This is a genomic window from Pseudomonas sp. IT-P218 (assembly GCF_949767605.1).
Taxonomy (GTDB): domain Bacteria; phylum Pseudomonadota; class Gammaproteobacteria; order Pseudomonadales; family Pseudomonadaceae; genus Aquipseudomonas; species Aquipseudomonas putida_AE.
This window is the reverse complement of the sequence record NZ_CATKQQ010000096.1, coordinates 80,878-98,453: the sequence shown is the minus strand read 5'-3', so window position 1 is coordinate 98,453 and position 17,576 is coordinate 80,878. Positions and strand designations below refer to the sequence as shown.

Genomic DNA, 17,576 nt, shown 5'->3' with positions numbered 1-17,576 from the left:
ATCAAAAGATCGCAGCCTCGTTGCACTCGACAGCTCCTACAAAGGGTCGGAAATGAATTTGAGTTATTTGGAGGACACCGCCCATGGCCGTATTTGCCCATTCCGTCGGCGCCCAGACCTACCGCTTCGAAAACCTCAAGGAAGTGATGGCCAAGGCAACCCCGGCGCGCTCCGGGGACTATCTGGCCGGCATCGCCGCCCTCAACGACGGCGAGCGCGTGGCTGCGCAGATGGCGCTGGCCGACATCCCGCTGAGCCACTTCGTGCAGGAAGTGCTGATTCCCTATGAGGCCGATGAAGTCACCCGCCTGATCATCGACACCCATGATAAACAGGCTTTTGCGGTGGTCAGCCATCTCACCGTCGGCGGTTTTCGCGACTGGCTGCTCAGCGATGCCGCCGACGAACAGGTCCTGCGCGCCCTCGCCCCCGGCCTGACCCCGGAAATGGTCGCGGCCGTCTCGAAGATCATGCGCGTACAGGACCTGATCCTGGTCGCGCAGAAAATCCGCGTGGTCACGCAGTTCCGCGGCACCCTCGGTCTGCGCGGCCGCCTGTCCACCCGCCTGCAACCCAATCACCCCACTGATGAACCGGCCGGCATCGCTGCGAGCATTCTCGATGGCCTGCTGCACGGTAACGGCGATGCCATGATCGGCATCAACCCGGCCACCGACAGCATCGCCTCGATCTGCGCCATGCTGGAAATGCTCGATGCGATCATCCAGCGCTACGAAATCCCGACCCAGGCCTGTGTGCTGACCCACGTCACCACTTCAATCGAAGCGGTCAATCGCGGCGTCCCCCTGGACCTGGTGTTCCAGTCGATTGCCGGCACCGAGGCGGCCAACGCCAGCTTCGGCATCAATCTGAATGTGCTCAAGGAAGGTTACGACGCCGGGTTGAGCCTAAATCGCGGCACGCTCGGCAAGAACCTGATGTATTTCGAAACCGGCCAGGGCAGCGCCCTGTCGGCCAATGCCCATCACGGCATCGACCAGCAGACCTGCGAAACCAGGGCCTACGCGGTGGCCCGCCATTTCAATCCGTTCCTGGTGAACACCGTTGTCGGATTCATCGGCCCCGAATATCTCTACAACGGCAAACAGATCATCCGCGCCGGCCTCGAAGACCACTTCTGCGGCAAACTGCTGGGGGTGCCGATGGGCTGCGACATCTGCTACACCAACCACGCCGAGGCGGACCAGGATGACATGGACACCCTGTTGACCCTGCTCGGAGTGGCCGGGATCAATTTCATCATGGGTATCCCTGGCTCAGACGACATCATGCTCAATTACCAGACCACGTCGTTCCACGATGCGCTGTACGCCCGGCAGACGCTGGGGCTCAAGCCTGCGCCGGAGTTCGAGCAATGGCTGGCGAAAATGGGCATCTTCACCCAGGCGGACGGCAAGGTCCTCTTCGGTAACAGCCTGCCACCGGCCTTCCGCCAGGCCCTGGCGCAATTGGGATGAGTGATATGGAAAAACCACCCTTCGATCCGCACAACCCCTGGCTGGAGCTGCGACGCCTGACCCCCGCGCGCATTGCCCTGGGCCGCACTGGCACCAGCATGCCCACCCGTGCCCAGCTGGACTTTCAGTATGCCCACGCCCAGGCGCGAGACGCGGTGCACTTGCCGTTTGATCATGCCGCCCTCAGCGAGCAACTGGCCGAACGGGGTCGTCAGAGCCTGTTGCTGCATAGCGCAGCGCCTGATCGCAACAGCTACCTGCAGCGCCCCGATCTGGGGCGCAAATTGAGCGTGGAATCGGCAAAAAACCTGCGCGAATACGCCACGGCCAATCCTGGCGGAGTCGATCTGGCCATCGTGGTAGCCGATGGTTTGTCGGCATTGGCGGTGCATCGCCATACGCTGCCGTTCCTGGCGCGCTTTGCAGAGCAGAGCTCAGCCGACGGATGGTCAATCGCGCCCGTCATACTGGTGGAACAGGGGCGAGTCGCGGTAGCCGACGAGATCGGCGAACTGTTGGGTGCAAAAATGACCGTGATCCTGATCGGCGAACGCCCTGGCCTGAGCTCTCCAGACAGTCTGGGATTATATTTCACCTACAATCCAAAGGTCGGCCTGACCGACGCCTATCGCAACTGCATCTCGAATGTGCGTCTCGAAGGCCTGACTTACGGCATGGCGGCACACCGTTTGCTGTATTTGATGCGCGAGGCGTGCCGGCGACAGTTATCCGGGGTCAATCTGAAGGACGAAGCGCAGGTGCAAACGCTGGAATCGGACGCAGGAGCGGACCTCAAAGGAAATTTCCTGCTTGATGCGCCCCAAACCTGAACCGCTTCCGCATTGCGCTTTCTCACCTTTTTCAGGCAGGATCGACGCACGGCTGCCAGTGAGTACCCTTTGCCGCCAAAGCACGTGAAGACAGCCACTTGAAGACGAGACCTACCATGCGGATTATTCAAGCGACCCTCGAACACCTGGACCAGCTGACCCCGTTGTTCGTCAAATATCGCGAGTTTTACGGCTCCCTGGCCTATCCGGACTCGTCCCGGGCGTTCCTCGAGAAACGCCTGCGTCGCAAGGAGTCGGTGATCTACCTGGCCCTGTCCGATGACGACAGCAACAGACTGCTGGGCTTCTGTCAGCTGTACCCGAGCTTTTCTTCGCTGTCGCTCAAACGCGTGTGGATCCTCAACGACATCTACGTCGCCGAAGACGCCCGCCGCCAGCTGGTTGCAGACAACTTGATCCGCACCGCGAAGAAAATGGCCAAGGAAACCAACGCCGTGCGCATGCGCGTGTCCACCAGCAGCAACAACGAAGTGGCGCAGAAAACCTACGAATCCATCGGATTCAAGGAAGACACCGAGTTCAAGAACTACGTATTGCCGATCAGCGACGAGTTGTAAGGTCAAAAGAGATCGCAGCTTTCGACCGAAGGCTGCGGTCTTGTCCTCAATTCACCCTGAAATCCCCTGCTACAAACCCTACGCGCTTTTCACTTCCCAGCCCGTATAATCCCGTACTTTCCGGCTTGTAAGAAATACTACCTCCTGTCTGTAGTCTTACGCGAAGTCATCCGCAGGCCTGCCAAGTCGGGCCGTTACCACAGGTGCCGTCCATGGATTTCAACCCGCTCGATCTCGTCCTGCATCTCGATGTCTACCTCGATTTGCTGGTCACCAACTACGGGCCATGGATCTACGCCATTCTGTTTCTGGTCATTTTCTGCGAAACCGGGCTGGTGGTCATGCCCTTCCTGCCGGGCGATTCACTGCTGTTCATCGCCGGCGCCGTTGCGGCCGGTGGCGGCATGGACCCGGTGTTGCTGGGCGGCCTGCTGATGCTCGCGGCCATCCTCGGTGACAGCACCAACTACATCATCGGACGAACGGCCGGCGAGCGATTGTTCAGCAACCCGAACTCGAAGATCTTCCGGCGCGACTACCTGCAGCAAACCCACGACTTCTACGACAAGCACGGCGGCAAAACCGTGACCCTGGCGCGTTTCCTGCCGATCATCCGCACCTTTGCCCCCTTCGTCGCCGGCGTCGCGAAAATGCCCTACCCACGCTTCTTTGCCTTCAGCGTGCTGGGCACGATTCTCTGGGTCGGTGGCCTGGTCACCCTGGGTTACTTCTTCGGCAACGTGCCGTTCATCAAATCCAACCTGTCGCTGCTGGTGGTGGGCATCATCCTGCTGTCGCTGGTGCCGATGATCATTGGCCTTGTGCGCAGCCGCCTTGGCGGTTCGAACTCCAAAACCGCATCACGCTGACAGCATGTGGTCCCTTGGCGCCTGGCGACGCCGGCGTACCCTGGCCAAGCACCCGATTGCCGACGAGATGTGGCAACGGGTGCGCCATCACCTGAGTTTTCTCGATGGCATCAGTGCCGCCGAAGACCAGTGGCTGCGCGAAGCCTGCGTCCTGTTCCTGCAAGACAAACACTTGACCGCCCTGCCCGGGGTCGAACTGCATCAGGAACAACGCCTATTGCTCGCCGCCCAGGCGCAACTGCCGTTGCTGCACCTGGGTGACCTGAACTGGTACCAGGGTTTTCACGAAATCGTGCTCTACCCCGACGATTTCCTCAGCCCCCAGCGCCATCGTGACGCCAGTGGCGTCGAGCACGAATGGGACGGCGAGCACAGCGGCGAAGCCTGGCAACAAGGGCCGATCATCCTCGCCTGGCCGGGCGTCATGGCCAGCGGCGGCTGGGAAGGCTACAACCTGGTGATCCACGAACTGGCGCACAAGCTCGACATGCTCAACGGCGACGCCAACGGCCTGCCACCGCTGCACTCGGACATGCGGGTGAGCGACTGGGCCAGGGTCATGCAGCAAGCCTACGACGATCTCGACCGCCAACTGGAGCGCAATCCGGACGCCGAGACCGCCATTGATCCGTATGCCGCGGAAAACCCGGCCGAGTTCTTCGCCGTCACCAGCGAATACTTCTTCAGTGCCCCGGATTTGCTGCACGAGGCTTATCCACAGGTCTATGAGCAACTGAAGCTGTTCTATCGCCAGGATCCACTGGCAAGGCTGCGGCAACTTCTGGCCGAGAACCCGGTCTATCAGGCACACGACTAAGGTCTACACGACCTCTGGTACGTGGCGTCGACGTAGGAATATGCCTATAATCGCCGCCACTTTTTGGTCAATCCGGCCAAGTGTTTCTGGTCAACTAACGGGGGCAACGCCCAATGAGCTACAGCAAGATTCCGGCTGGCAAAGACCTGCCGAACGACATCTACGTCGCGATCGAGATTCCGGCCAACCACGCGCCGATCAAATACGAAATCGACAAAGACAGCGATTGCCTGTTCGTTGACCGTTTCATGGCCACCCCAATGTTCTACCCGGCCAACTACGGTTACATCCCGAACACCCTGGCTGACGACGGTGACCCACTCGACGTGCTGGTCGTAACCCCTTACCCGGTTGCCCCAGGCTCGGTGATCCGCGCGCGTCCAGTCGGCATCTTGAACATGACCGACGATGGCGGCGGCGATGCCAAAGTGATCGCGGTTCCACACGACAAGCTGTCCCAGCTGTACGTCGACGTGAAGGAATACACCGACCTGCCGCCGCTGCTGATCCAGCAGATCGAGCACTTCTTCGCGAACTACAAAGATCTCGAAAAAGGCAAATGGGTCAAGATCGAAGGCTGGGCCGGCGCAGACGCCGCCCGCGAAGCGATCACCAAGTCGGTTGCTGCCTATAAAGGCTAAGAGCAGCTGCAGGCTTCAAGCCGCACGCTTCAAGAAGAACCCCGGTTGATCCGGGGTTTTTTTTTGCGCGTCTGTAAAGCGTATTAAACAATTCGTTTAACGCGCTGCAATGCCGGGTTTTCCTGTTTATTTTTTACCCAACGCGCCTCACATCCAGTCGTAAATTTCCCTCGAAATTTGAACGAGCCGTTTATTCAAAGCCCCGGCGGGCGCCAGTAGACTCCCGTTCATGAAAAAGAACACTAGCGGCCCACGGTTTAAAGCGCTCCTTGAAGCAGCGAACATCACGACGACAGGATTCGCCGAATTCCTGGATACGGCTCCGCAAAATGTACACAACTGGTACACCCGCGGCGTCCCCGCCCATTGCATGGAAGAAGTCGCCCGGAAACTCTCGGTCAACAGCGACTGGCTAAAAACCGGCGAAGGCTCGAAAGACGCCAGGCACCTGCGCCTGGTCGACGACACCGGCCACACCTTCGACGCCCAGGCCATCCGCGGTGTCTACACCGTGGTCGAGCCCACCGACATCGAACTGCCCTTCTACAAGGAAGTGATCACGGCCCCCGGCTCCAAAAAGACCCACGTCATCGAAGACCGCGGACAAAGCCTGCGCCTGCCCCGCAGCCACCTCGACTCCCTGGAAATCAACCACGCCGATGCCATCGGCGCCGCCATGATCGGCAACAGCATGGCCGAGAAAATCGACGACGGCTCCACCCTGGCAATCGACCGCGGCCTGACCCAGATAGTCGACGGCGAAATCTACGCCATCGAACACGACGGCATGCTGCGCATCAAATACCTGCACCGAATGCCCGGCAATGCCTTGCGCATGCGCAGCCATAACCGCGCCGATTACCCCGACGAAATCTTCCGCCCCGCGCAAATCGAAGAACAGAACATCCGCGTACTGGGCTGGGTGTTCTGGTGGTCGACACTGAACAAACGACGACCACCGCTACCGTTCCTGTAGCCCCAGGAAACGCCAACTCACACACCAGACTGGGAATTCTGCAAAAAAATCAGTATGCTGCGCCCCACATTTGCGCATCACCCCGCCAAGCGGCCCTGATCGCACCGACAAGGCAGATGACTTTCTCGCCAAGTCCCACAGCCGGACGCAAGATCCGGGTGTACGTTTTGAAGGCTGGCGCGGTTTACCAAAAATGAACCAAGCCAGTCCCCGAGAAGCCGGCCACAAGCCGGCTTTTTAATGCCCGCCAGAAAGCCGACTCGCCTGAAAAAACTCGGGATAACGCCCTCCGGGCTTTTGAATGGAAGCCGTCCCGAGTCGCCTCGAGTGAAATCCCCCCTCTCGTATGCACTGCCCAAAAATCCGAGCTATACCTCTCGCTGGCTGTCCGAAAATGCAAGATGCATTTCTGATGTCTGCATGCTGTCCGCGGACCTGATCCCCAGTTTTCTTTGCAACTGCCCATAACCTGCAGTTGCTCATAACTAACGAGGTAAAAATGAACAGGATGTCATACAGGGGCTGGACGATGGCTGCGGCAGTTGCCGTAGCGGGGTCAACGCTTTTCGCGGGGTGCGCGAGCAAGAACGATCCGATTGCGCAGGCAGACAAGGCGGATGTGGCCAAGGGCGTGGCCGCGCCGAGTCTTGAGCAGACCAAGGCGATCGCCGAGGAAGGTTTTATCTACGGCTTGCCGCTGGTCATGAACTATGCCGTGATGAACGAGTTCGCGGTGGACCCCAAGTCCAGCCAGTTCAAGGCTCCCTTCAATCAACTGCACAACGAGCATCGGGTCGCGACGCCCGCCGATACCGCAGTCATTACGCCAAACAGCGACACGCCGTACTCGATACTCTGGGCCGACCTGCGCGCGGAGCCGCTGGTGATCACGGTGCCCGCGGTCTCCAAAAAGCGTTACTACTCAATACAACTGATCGACGGCAACACCTATAACTATGGCTACATCGGCAGTCGGGCGACTGCCAGCGCAGCCGGCAGCTATCTGGTTGCAGGGCCTGACTGGAAGGGTGCGACACCGCCAGGCATCGACAAGGTGTTTACCTCCTCGACCCCCTTCGCGCTCACCTTGATCCGCACCCAGTTGTTCAATCCGGCCGACATGCCAAATGTCGAGAAGGTGCAGGCGGGCTACAAGATCCAGCCGCTGTCCGCCTTCCTTCATCAACCCGCGCCGCCCGCTGCACCGAAGATCGATTTCGTACCGGCGACCACGGCAGGTATCAAGGCCAACTTCTTCGAGTACCTGTCTGCCGCGATGGAGTATGTGCCAGCATCGTCTGACGACAAGGCGATCCGGGCCAGGCTGGCAAGCATCGGGGTAGGTCCCGGCCGGAGATTTGAATTCAAGGACCTCTCGCTCGAGCACAAGGCCGCGGTCCTTCTTGGGATGAAGGCCGGTGACGAGAAGGTCGACAAGTTTCTCTCGAGCGGCATGAAGAATATCAATGGCTGGAACGTCGGTGCGTTCTTCGGTGATCAGGCGTTCTACCAGTCCAACTGGCTCATGCGTGCCGGTGCCGCGAAGGGCGGCCTGTACGGCAACGACGCCGCCGAGGCGATGTACCCCTTCACGCGCACCGACGGCAGCGGCCAGACGCTCGATACCAGCAAGCACAATTACACGCTCACCTTCCCGGCCGGCAAGCTGCCGCCCGTCAATGCCTTCTGGTCGGTGACGATGTACGACGGCAAAAGCCAGCTGCTGATCAAGAATCCGCTCAACCGCTACCTGATCAATTCGCCGATGCTGTCAGCCATGACGAAGAACGCGGATGGCTCGCTGACCCTGTACATACAGAAGGATTCGCCGGGCAAGGCCAAGGAGCCCAACTGGCTGCCCGCGCCTGACGACACGGTGTATCTGGTGATGCGTCTCTACTGGCCGAAGACCGCACCGCCTTCGATTCTTCCCGCTGGCAACGGCAGCTGGCAGCCACCGGCGCTGGTGGTCGCGAAGTAGGGTGAATGTTGCGGCTGCTTGCGCCTGGCAAGCAGCCGTTCGCGCGACTGGCGATTTACGGATAACTGAACGCCTTCACCAACGTCAACTCCCCCACCGCCCGCATCGGCACCAGAAACGTCTCCATCTTCTCGCTCGGCGTCCCTTCCTCGGTAATCACGGTCACCTGGGCCGTGGTCAGCGGCTGAACCGCATCCTCCTGCCCTTCTTCATCACTGCGATACCCACCGCCAAAGTAATTCACATACACCAGATACTGCCCCTTGATCGGCGCAGGCATGGCGAAGATTTCCGGGCCGTAGCCGGTGGTGACGTCGACGTCGAGGGCGGCGCCGTTGGCCACGGCGCGGTCGCCGTACCAGATGTGGGCGCCGTCCGGGGTGATCAGGTGCAGGTCGAGGTCGGTGCCGTCGCTGTCCCAGGCCAGCAGTACGCGCAGCTTGGCAGGAGTCGCGCCACCACTGGCGTTGAGGAACTGGGTTCGGTGGCGTTGTTGGCCGTCGGGGCTGCGGACTTCGACGCTGTTGCTGCCGTTGGGGAAGGAGAATGGTCGATCGAAGCCGCCTGATGGATCGATTTTCAGGGGCATGCTGACGCCGTTGACGATCAGCCGGCCGGGGTCGCCGTTCTTCGGCGCAGCTTTGATCTGACCAGCGATGCGCGCGGTGTTTGCCTGGCCTGCCGGGGTGTTCACCGACGATGCCGGGTAGTTGACGACCTGGCGAAAACTCTCGCCTTCACCTTCGGCTGCGCCGGTTCGCCAGCCGCCGGAGGGGGTGTCGAGTTTGACGCTGTCGGCGGCGGTTGCCGGCGATAGCACGGCGATCGCGCAGAGCAGCAGCAAGACCTGTGGATAACGATGGGTCATGGTCTATTCCAGCAAAAGGTGGCGGGCGAGCCCTTCGATGTAGGTTTCATCCTGGCCGTTGGGGTGCGCTTCGAAGGCCAGGTGCAGGTATTCGTGGGTCAGGTCGAGGCGGTCCTGCAGGGAGAGCACGCCGCGCACGTAGAGGCGCTGGCGTTCGCGGTCGACGAAGGGGCGGCCGAAGGCCAGGCGGCAGACGGCGAAGGTGCTGACTTCGTTGTAGCCGGCTTCGCCTTCGAGACGGGGACGCCAGCTGCGGCGTTGCTTTTGCAGCCAGTCTTGTGCGGCGGGCAGTGCTTCGCAGGAAGCCACAGGATTGTCCCAGCGGCTGAGGCTGGCGCGTGGGTAGGCGTGGAGCAGGATGGCGTCGTAACGCTGGCCGGCGCTGGCTTGTTCCAAGGCTTGTTGCCAGGACAATTTGTCGAGGCCTGGCTGGTTGGAGTGGTAGGTCACCGTGCTGCCGGCGAGCACCAGGTCGCTGGTCCAGGCGGCGATGGCGCGGGTATCCGCAGTGGCCGGGCGTGGGGCGACTCGCTGGCGCTGGCTGCTGTCGTCGATGCTCAGGCAATCACCGTGACGGGTGGCGTTTTGCAGCAGGTAGGTGCGGATGGCTACGGTGAGGGACTTGGCGGCTTCCGCGGGTTCCGCGCTGGCCTCACGCTGCAGAACTCGGGCGACATATTCTTCGCGATCCAGTCGGGCGACCAGTTTGTCCTTGAATAAAAACAGTTCGCCGTCACTGTGGATATCCAGTTGGTTGCCGTTTACGAACTCGACGCGGTAATCGCCCTGCAATTGGCCGGAGGACACCACGCGGTCACCTGACATGACCCGCTGAAGTGGATAACGCGAGAACAGATCGACCTCGACACACTGCCCCGCCTCCGCCAGCCAGGACGCCGGCACCACCACAGACAACGCCTGGGCGTAGTCGCGCAGGACCCGCTGGCTGGTTCCGCGCCCTCCCGCCCAGATCGGCGTGCCATCCGCTGTCCAACCGGCGAATCCACCTTGGCGCGATGCCGCATCCCGATCCCCCAGCCAGCTCCAGGTCTTTACCCGCAAGCGGCTACCGAGCTCGCCCACGACGTTGCCATCCGCCGCGTTCAACAGCACATCCAGCAACACGCGACGCGCCTGGTCCTGCGCCGGCATCAGCGCCAGCGCGCGCAACAATTCAACCACCGACACCCGGGTGGCGGGCTGCAATGACGGCAAGTCCAGCAGCCACTGCGGTGCCTGTCGTGCCTGCCAGTATTCACGCCAGGCGCCAGGGTCAAGCGCCAGGCGCGCCGGCTCGAAATACAACCCACAGGACTTCACCAACGCCTGATCCCGCTCGACTTTGCCACCCGCAGCGCAGCAATAGACTTCCTCTTTCGACTGCCCGCGACACTCATACGCCGGCTCCCGCGCGCCGGTATCCACCAACCAGGCATACACAAACAGCTTCCAGACACTGCCCAGGGGCGCCTGCAGACTGTCGGCCAAGGGCTCGCGCGACAGCAGTTGCGTGTGGCTCAACGTCAGCAGTTGATCCTTGTAGGCCAGCCGTAACGGTTCCTCCTGCGCTGTGACCAGCGCGGGAATCAGACTCAGCAGCAACCAGACCCAAGGCCGATGCATGTCAGTGAACCGTCACCTGACCGAGCGCCGGTTTCTGCTCCTGGGCCTGATGCTGCGGCGCGTAGACCTGCGTGAAGCGCGCCGGCGGCAGGTTGAACTGGCCTTTCTGCGAGAAACGCACCAGGTGACGCAGGCGCAGTTCGCCGCTCAAGGCATCCACCGGAACGGCGTAGGCCATTTGTCCCGGCTCGAAACGGGCCTTCTCCAGCGCAGACGGTTCGGTCCCGGCCTTGCCCATGAGCTTGATGCCCCAAGTCGTGCGCTCGACATCCGCGCCCGGTGGCAGCGGTACTTCCAGCAGGCCATAGCGCAAGGGTCTGGCGGCTTTGCTGGTCAGGATCACTTCGTCGAGATACAGATTGTCGCTGGACAACGGCGCATGGCCGACCGGCTGCAGCTTGAAGGTGAAGGCTTCATCGCCCGGCACCAGTTGCGACAGGCGACGGGTGATGGTCACGGGCAGCGGATCGACCGCTGGCTGCTGGCTCTGGAAGCTCAATGCGGCGCTCAGTGGCCGCTCCTGCGCACCGCTCAACGACAATACGCCGGGTACCTGTGCGCCTTGCCAGGTCCAATAGACTTCACCCGTGGCGCCCTGCTCCTGCTTCCAGCCGTCGCCCGGTTTCAGGGCCACGGCCGGCGCGGCCTGTTCGATGCTGCGTTGCAACCACGTCAGTGCCAGCGCGCGTTCCAGGGTGGATTGCTGTGGCAGCAGACGTTGCAACAACGCTTGCGCGTGGGCCTGATCGAAAGGCTGCAGTGACGCATTCAACGCCTCGGCAAACGGCTCGGAGCTGTTGGCCAGGCGCTGCTGCGCGTCGGCCAGTTGCCGCTTGAACGCGTCCGGCAAAGCGACCTTCGATTGCGCGGCTAACGAGGCAGTCAAGACGCGGGTAGCGGCCAGGCCCAATGCCGAATCCGGATCCCCCATGACCAGGCTATCGCCCGCCACGTCCATGACGTTATCGGCACGCCCCTCACCTGCCTGCATCAGATCTTCCATCAAACCGCTGAGCAAGGTGTTGACCGGCAACTGCATCTGCCTGGCGAACGACAGGATCAATGCCCGTTGCAGCAGCGGAGTGCTCTTCGCCTGTTTCGCGTACACCTCCAGCACCCGCTGCCAGTGTTCCGGCGGCAGACTCAGTTCCAGCACCCGGCTGGCGTGCCAGTCGGCGTAATAGGCGTAGGCGGTGAGAAACGCGTCCGGCTCGCCGTCCATGCCCCACCAGGTGAAGCTCGCCGAAGGACCAGCCATCTGCACCAGGCGCAGGCGGCTGTTCTGCATGATCAGACGCAAGCGATCGCGCACCTGCGGGTTAGACGACAAGACGGGATAGGCGATGCTCAGCGGCAGCAAACCGCTGGCGGTTTGCTCGACGCTGCCATACGGGTAGCCCAGCAGGTCATCGAGGGCAGCACGGAACAGCGCTTGCGGGCTGTCATCCAGGCGCAGGCGAATATCCGTGGCATCCGCCGGCAGGGTTAGCGGCGTCTCCGCGCCAGCCACGTCCAGGCGCTGGCTTTGCGTGACTTGCCAACCTTCGCCGGTTGCGCTCAGGCGCACGGCCAGGGCATCGGCGGTTTTGCCGTCCTGTACCAGTTCGGCGCTCCACTCGCCATTGACCAACTCGAACGCTGGCAACGGCAGGTAGTTGATGCCGCTGTTGAGCGTGACAGGAACCCGTTGATCGCTGCCCGCGTAATGAATCACCAGCTCAGCTTTGACCGAGTTTTGCGCCTGGCTGAAAGCAAACACACCGAGACCCGGTTTGTCGCCCGCGCGGAATTTGCTCGGCCCGCTCCACTTCAGGTACAGCGGTTTCTCCGAGCGTACGAACTGCTTCTTCTGCCCGACCTGGCCGTCATCGGCGATGGCCCGGGCGGTGATGCGCCAGCGGGTCAGCGAGTCCGGCATCTTGAAGGTGAACTGGGTCTTGCCGTTGGCGTCGGTCATAAGCTCCGGTTGCCAGGCGGCGGTATCGACGTCTTCGCGACGCGGCCGCTCCAGCACTTTCACCCCGCGCTCGCTGCGGTTGGCCTTGCCCGGTGCGCCGGGGCTGCCGGGCAATGCGACGTCGTAGCTGATGAACGACAGACTGGCGCTGGTGCGCACGTTGTTGCGGCGCGGATGGTAGAAGAACTGGTCGATGGTCGGAGCGATTTCCGGTTGCAAGGCATAGACCATTTCGTCGACCACACTGACCGTCAGATGCGCCGGAATCGGCTTGCCGGCGAACTGCGTGGTCAGGTCCACCGAAACGGTGTCGCCGGGTCGGTAGGTCTCTTTGTCCGTGGCGATGGCCACGTCGATCTGCGGCGTGATTACCTTGATCCCGGCGTTCTGGAAGCTGTACTGGCCGCCCTTGGTGTACAGCACCGAGAAGGTCAGGTTCGGCGCGAAGCTGTCCTTTACCACGATGCGCGCGCGGTATTGAGTGTCGCTGAGTTTTTCCAGCTTCAGCCAGTCGCTGCCCTTGGACAGCAACGCCGTGGCCTCGACCTTGTCGCGCTCCAGCGACAGCAGCGCATCGTTGATAGGCTCGGGGAAAGTGATCAACGCCAGCGCTTCGTCGCCGGCTTTGTACTCGGGTTTGTCGAGGACGATTTCCACGGTGCCCGGTACGGCTTTGACGCCCTCGCCGGTGACCGAATGACCGGTGGCGCCGAGGGTGCGGCCGTGGTCGTCCCTGAGTGTCAGGTTGTAGGTGCCGGGACGCTCGAAGGCCAGGGAGAAACCTTTGTCGGTTGCCGCGAGTTTACCTTCGCCAGTGCTCTGGTCTTCCAGGCGAACCCAGCCATAGCTGCCCGGGGTGACCACTGCACTTTGTTCGCTTTCGTTGACGTAGCTGAACGTTACCTTGTCGCCCACCGCACTGAAGCGCTGGGGTGCACTCAAGCGAAAATTCGCCGCGCCGCGATCGATGAGGATTTCCTTGGTGGTCTTGACCCGATACGCCGCGCCATCGCTGGCGAACACCGTGAGCATGTAGCGACTCGGTTTTTCCGCAGCCGGCAAATCGAGGACGGCGTTGCCCTTGGCGTCGGTGGTCAGTTCGGTGCTGGTCAGTTCCACCGGGAATTGCCCGAGGTATTGCAGCTCGTTGTCGATCATCGACAGTTGCTGGGCGCGCAGGCTAAGGCTCAGTTTGGCGTTGGCCACCGGCTTGCCATCCGGATACAGCAGCACCAGGTTGCCCTTGACCGGTTCACCGGTGCGGTAGTCCTGCTTGGCCAGGTTCAGGGAGATTTCGAAGTGCGGCTTGATGTATTCAGCCACGCGGAAGGCGCTGCTGTAGGCCTGCTCCTTGTAGTTGAAACGCAGCTCATATCCACCGGCCACGGCGTTGTCCGGCAACTGGAAACGGCCTTGAGTGCCGGCCTTGGAGTCGAGTTTCAGGTCCAGGCTTTGCAGCGCCGTACCAGTCGCATCGAGCACCGTCACATTGACGTCGGCAGCGGTTGGCTGCACCGAATCCCGGGCATTCTTGAACTCGCGCCCGACGATTTTCAGCGATACCCAATCCCCTGGCCGGTACAGCGGGCGATCGGTGAAGGCAAAGAGTTTGGTGTCGTAGATTTCGCTGTCGTAGTAGAAGTTTTCCGAAACGAAAACCCCACCCTCTTCATCCTCACCGATCACGAACGAACGTTCGGGGCTGACGTGTTTCAGGCGCAGCAAACCATCGGCGTCAGTCGCCCCGCTACTCATCACACCCAGGCCATCGGTCCACAGCACATTGACCTTGGGCACCGAGCTGCCCTCGTGTTTGCGCGCGGCCCACACCAGCAGTTCGTCCCCGGCAATCTTGCTCACCGCCACGGTGTTGGAGACGAAGACCATGGTGGTCGCACGGTACTTGCCGATCAACGCTTCCACCAGATACAGCCCCGGTTTCAAGTGGCCCAACGGGATGTAGACGTTGCCCGGCGCGACACTGACGAATTCACTGGAAGACCCGGCGAGATTGACGCCTTCAGGCGGCTGGATTGGTTTGGCTTGCCACAGCGGATAACGAAACTGGCTGACCACCGGCAGTCCCGGAATCAGCGCGAATTGCGGCTGCGCGTCGTAGGGCGTTGGCGCGGCCATGGCGTTGCCCATTTTCAGTTCCGGCACCTGCTCGGTGACTTGTTTACGCGACTCGTAGGAAAACGCCCGCTGCATCACCCGGCGGGATTTGCGGTACCAGTTGTCCCACAGGTAGGCGAGCGTATTCGACAAGCCTTCGCCTTTGAACTGGCCGTCACTGACCACCCGGTGCAGGTTCTTCTGGCGCTTGAGGAAATCCAGCGGCTTGTCGATGCGATACACCCGAATGTCGGCGCCGCCGTAGGGTTCCATGCGCAAGCGACGGTAGTCGCGACCCGGCGCTTCGAGGCGGACCATTGCCTGTTCGTCGCTGGCAAAACTGCTGTCGGCCAACAGGAAAAAACTCTCACCGGCCACCGGCGTGTAGCCACTGGGCTCAACAGTGTCTGCGGCGTTGGCCGTCGACAGAGGCAGCACCAATACCAACAACAGGGACAGAAAACGCAGCATGCGGGCACCGGTCATTGGGAGAGAAAATTCAGTCGATAGACGCCGATGAAGTTGGGGTTGGCTGCATCGGGTATCCATCGGGTGTCCTTCCATGTCATGAGTTGTTGCAGGCTTGCCGAGCGCATGCCGTTGTCGGTGGGGGTGGTGGTGCCGGTGTGATAGGCGATGTAGCGGCCCATCCAGATCATCAGGTGCTGGTCGTCGCCCTGATCGAAAAACATCAGGTCGCCGGGGCGTGCCTGTGCGACATCGCGGCCAACCAGTTGGCTGTTGAACTGGATCAGCTTGATCGCGTTGACGTAGGGCCCGACCTTGCCACCACCCTGCTGCCACTGCTGGGCGAGGCCGCGCTGGGCATCGCTCAGTTGCAACTCCGGCGGCAGGTAGCGGTTGGACAGGCCATTGCTGCGCAGCCATTTGTCATCATGGACTTTCAGCGCTTCGTTGGCGGCAAAACGCACCAGCCCTGCGCAGTCCTGCTGATACCAGCGCGGGCTCGGGCCCTGGCTCAGTTGCTCCTGGGCGATGCGCACGAACCAGGCGCGGAATATTTGGGATTGCTGTGGGTCGAGCGCCGGTGCGTCGACGGCCCGGGCGCCCGCGCTCAACAACAACGCCAGCACTCCGAGGCTGCGGATCAGTGCGTTCACAGCGCTTTCCACTCCAGCGGCAGCCATTGCCAGTGGCCATCGGGCTCGCTGCCCTCGGGCAGGGTCAGGGCGTACTTGCCGTAACCGCCGAGCTTGCGCAATTTCGGGATCAGGTAGGTTTGCGCTGCGTTGTAGAACACCGGTTCCATGTCTTGCGGCAGGCTGTCGAGGGTTTCGCGCTGCATCAGTTGGGCCATGGCGTCCGGACCGAAATACACCGGCATCAGCAGGTCCTTGGGCACCACGTCGGCCATCGGCGGAAAGCGTTTGTCGAGGGTGCCGAGGGCTTTATCCACCAGCTTGTCGTCGAGGGAAAACAGTAGCGTCGAACCGTGACGCGCCAGGCTGACTTTCATGAAGGCCTTGCCGGTGATCTGATCGGGATCGGATGCATCCTTTGCCGCATAGGGACCGAAAGTGGAGCTGACCTGGCGCTGCCATTGATGACTCAGGCCTTCCTGCTTCTCGACCACCGGGAACGCATGTTCATCGACCTTGCCTTCATAAGCGCCGACCATCGAGCCGAACAGTTTGCCCAGTTCACCATCGAGGCTGGCACTGTCTTCATCCTTGAGGCTGGCTACCAGCAGCGGTGTATACAGCCGCGAATCGGCGTACCAGCACAGGCCCGCCGCACCGCCCATGTGCTCGGTCAGCGCCTGGGCGGCGGCCTCGTCGGCACCGAGCTTGAGCAGCAGCGGCTGCTGTTGTTCGGCCGCCAGCGGCAGGGTCACACAAGCGCTGGCGCCCATGGGCATGGCTTGCCAGATCGGTTTGAAATCGAAGTCCGGCTGGTTGTCCAGTTCGTCCATGGCGAGGAAGCTGTGCCAGCCCTTGTCGTCCATGTCGAAGCGCAACCCGGCGAAGTTCGGAATGAAACGCTGATACCCCATGGCCAGCACACTGGCATTCACCGACAGCCGCTGTTTCACCTCTGGCGCGCGGGGTTGCAGGCCGAAGGCCTCGGGAAACAGTTTGTCGCCGTTGAGCAGCGCGGCGATGGCTTGGGTCGAGACGCCGCCCGCTTCCTGCGTCGCCCCACTTTGCGGATCGTAGAGCCTGGTCGGATTCGACAGCACCACCAGCTTGTCGCCGTGGGAAGCAAACAGCAGCGCCTTGCTGGCGTTGTACGTGAGTTGATAGAGCGCCACGTCGTCGTTGCCGACTTTCACGTCCGCGAGTTTGCTCAACTGCGAATCATCCAGCGCCACTTTCGCCAGCGGCTCCAAGACCTTGGCCAGCCCGCCACGATCCATCACCAGCAGAAAATCCTTGAGCCGGCCGTCCGCCCCGCGCCACAACGCAACGTCCGCCGGTTGATCGAACAGCTGCTCGATCAGCGTGTCCTGCAACTTCAGGTCATGTTCGTAAATGATCCGCCGCAGGCTGCCAATCAGCCCGAGGCGATCGGCATGGGTCTGGTAATAGAAGACGAAATCTTCGGTCAGGGTTTCCTTGAGGAACGGCACCGCCAGCAGGTCTTTGGGCAACTGGCTCAGGGAATGGGTTTCGAGCAGGCCATCGGGGCGGCTCATGCCGAGCTTTTCAGCCGCCAGTTGCGGTGCCGGGGCTTTGTTTTTATGCATCAGCCAGCCCATGCCAGCGGCCACGCCCGCGACCAGACACAGCCCGGCCACAATGACCGGCCAACGACGGGACGGTTTGGCGCTCGGTGTTTCAACCGCCGGTAAAATAGTGCTATCGCTCATTTCACAAAACCCA

General features: G+C 61.5%; 13 protein-coding genes. 8 read left to right on the top strand and 5 right to left on the bottom strand.

The features are described 5' to 3' along the window. Positions 1–83: 83 nt before the first annotated feature. From ACM6I6_RS29575 to ACM6I6_RS29540, 8 genes are all read left to right on the top strand, one after another. Entirely contained in the window at positions 84–1,478 is a 1,395-nt protein-coding gene (locus tag ACM6I6_RS29575; protein WP_323607787.1) for an ethanolamine ammonia-lyase subunit EutB, read from the top strand. 5 nt (positions 1,479–1,483) lie between these two features. Beyond that, positions 1,484–2,308 carry an ethanolamine ammonia-lyase subunit EutC gene (gene eutC / locus ACM6I6_RS29570; protein WP_274074600.1) on the top strand — a complete coding sequence of 275 codons (825 nt, stop codon included), beginning with the start codon at positions 1,484–1,486 and terminating at the stop codon, positions 2,306–2,308. A gap of 116 nt (positions 2,309–2,424) precedes the next feature. Continuing rightward, entirely contained in the window at positions 2,425–2,886 is a 462-nt protein-coding gene (locus tag ACM6I6_RS29565) for a GNAT family N-acetyltransferase (RefSeq protein WP_077186306.1), read from the top strand. Between the two features lie 212 nt (positions 2,887–3,098). Beyond that, positions 3,099–3,755: a DedA family protein gene (locus ACM6I6_RS29560; protein ID WP_274074437.1), complete on the top strand. Its 657-nt coding sequence runs from the start codon at positions 3,099–3,101 to the stop codon at positions 3,753–3,755. Between the two features lie 4 nt (positions 3,756–3,759). Continuing rightward, positions 3,760–4,572, top strand: coding sequence for a zinc-dependent peptidase (locus ACM6I6_RS29555; RefSeq protein ID WP_274074436.1), 813 nt, complete (start codon positions 3,760–3,762; stop codon positions 4,570–4,572). A gap of 113 nt (positions 4,573–4,685) precedes the next feature. Then, the gene (ppa, locus tag ACM6I6_RS29550) at positions 4,686–5,213 is read left to right on the top strand and encodes an inorganic diphosphatase (protein ID WP_003205933.1); all 528 of its coding nucleotides are present in this window, start codon (positions 4,686–4,688) and stop codon (positions 5,211–5,213) included. Between the two features lie 229 nt (positions 5,214–5,442). Then, a complete protein-coding gene (locus ACM6I6_RS29545; RefSeq protein WP_274074435.1) occupies positions 5,443–6,189 on the top strand; it encodes a helix-turn-helix transcriptional regulator in 747 nt (248 codons plus the stop codon). A gap of 529 nt (positions 6,190–6,718) precedes the next feature. After that, positions 6,719–8,170, top strand: coding sequence for a DUF1254 domain-containing protein (locus ACM6I6_RS29540; protein WP_406591213.1), 1,452 nt, complete (start codon positions 6,719–6,721; stop codon positions 8,168–8,170). A gap of 55 nt (positions 8,171–8,225) precedes the next feature. Here the strand turns inward: ACM6I6_RS29540 and ACM6I6_RS29535 are convergent, their stop codons facing one another. The 5 genes from ACM6I6_RS29535 to ACM6I6_RS29515 are packed head-to-tail and all read right to left on the bottom strand — an operon-like array spanning position 8,226 to position 17,563. Then, a complete protein-coding gene (locus ACM6I6_RS29535; protein WP_323607785.1) occupies positions 8,226–9,038 on the bottom strand; it encodes a YfaP family protein in 813 nt (270 codons plus the stop codon). 3 nt (positions 9,039–9,041) lie between these two features. After that, positions 9,042–10,661, bottom strand: a complete 1,620-nt coding sequence (locus tag ACM6I6_RS29530; RefSeq protein WP_414921164.1) for a DUF2300 domain-containing protein — start codon at positions 10,659–10,661, stop codon at positions 9,042–9,044. A gap of 1 nt (position 10,662) precedes the next feature. After that, on the bottom strand, positions 10,663–15,219 hold the full coding sequence (locus tag ACM6I6_RS29525) for an alpha-2-macroglobulin family protein (RefSeq protein WP_414921163.1): 4,557 nt from the start codon (positions 15,217–15,219) through the stop codon (positions 10,663–10,665). Next, complete coding sequence (locus ACM6I6_RS29520) at positions 15,216–15,881, bottom strand: DUF1175 domain-containing protein (protein WP_414921162.1); 666 nt, start codon at positions 15,879–15,881, stop codon at positions 15,216–15,218. The genes ACM6I6_RS29525 and ACM6I6_RS29520 overlap by 4 nt, the downstream gene beginning before the upstream one ends. Beyond that, positions 15,851–17,563, bottom strand: a complete 1,713-nt coding sequence (locus tag ACM6I6_RS29515; protein ID WP_414921161.1) for a DUF2138 domain-containing protein — start codon at positions 17,561–17,563, stop codon at positions 15,851–15,853. The genes ACM6I6_RS29520 and ACM6I6_RS29515 overlap by 31 nt, the downstream gene beginning before the upstream one ends. Positions 17,564–17,576: the final 13 nt, after the last annotated feature.

What these genes read in the sequence shown, in the direction of transcription:
- ACM6I6_RS29530 (WP_414921164.1), bottom strand. Translation starts at nt 10,661, where the DNA reads ATGCATCGGCCTTGGGTCTGGTTGCTGCTGAGTCTGATTCCCGCGCTG.
- ACM6I6_RS29535 (WP_323607785.1), bottom strand. Translation starts at nt 9,038, where the DNA reads ATGACCCATCGTTATCCACAGGTCTTGCTGCTGCTCTGCGCGATCGCC.
- ACM6I6_RS29540 (WP_406591213.1), top strand. Translation starts at nt 6,719, where the DNA reads ATGGCTGCGGCAGTTGCCGTAGCGGGGTCAACGCTTTTCGCGGGGTGC.
- ppa (WP_003205933.1), top strand. Translation starts at nt 4,686, where the DNA reads ATGAGCTACAGCAAGATTCCGGCTGGCAAAGACCTGCCGAACGACATC.
- ACM6I6_RS29560 (WP_274074437.1), top strand. Translation starts at nt 3,099, where the DNA reads ATGGATTTCAACCCGCTCGATCTCGTCCTGCATCTCGATGTCTACCTC.
- ACM6I6_RS29525 (WP_414921163.1), bottom strand. Translation starts at nt 15,219, where the DNA reads ATGACCGGTGCCCGCATGCTGCGTTTTCTGTCCCTGTTGTTGGTATTG.
- ACM6I6_RS29545 (WP_274074435.1), top strand. Translation starts at nt 5,443, where the DNA reads ATGAAAAAGAACACTAGCGGCCCACGGTTTAAAGCGCTCCTTGAAGCA.
- ACM6I6_RS29520 (WP_414921162.1), bottom strand. Translation starts at nt 15,881, where the DNA reads ATGGCTGCCGCTGGAGTGGAAAGCGCTGTGAACGCACTGATCCGCAGC.
- ACM6I6_RS29515 (WP_414921161.1), bottom strand. Translation starts at nt 17,563, where the DNA reads ATGAGCGATAGCACTATTTTACCGGCGGTTGAAACACCGAGCGCCAAA.
- ACM6I6_RS29555 (WP_274074436.1), top strand. Translation starts at nt 3,760, where the DNA reads ATGTGGTCCCTTGGCGCCTGGCGACGCCGGCGTACCCTGGCCAAGCAC.
- ACM6I6_RS29575 (WP_323607787.1), top strand. Translation starts at nt 84, where the DNA reads ATGGCCGTATTTGCCCATTCCGTCGGCGCCCAGACCTACCGCTTCGAA.
- ACM6I6_RS29565 (WP_077186306.1), top strand. Translation starts at nt 2,425, where the DNA reads ATGCGGATTATTCAAGCGACCCTCGAACACCTGGACCAGCTGACCCCG.
- eutC (WP_274074600.1), top strand. Translation starts at nt 1,484, where the DNA reads ATGGAAAAACCACCCTTCGATCCGCACAACCCCTGGCTGGAGCTGCGA.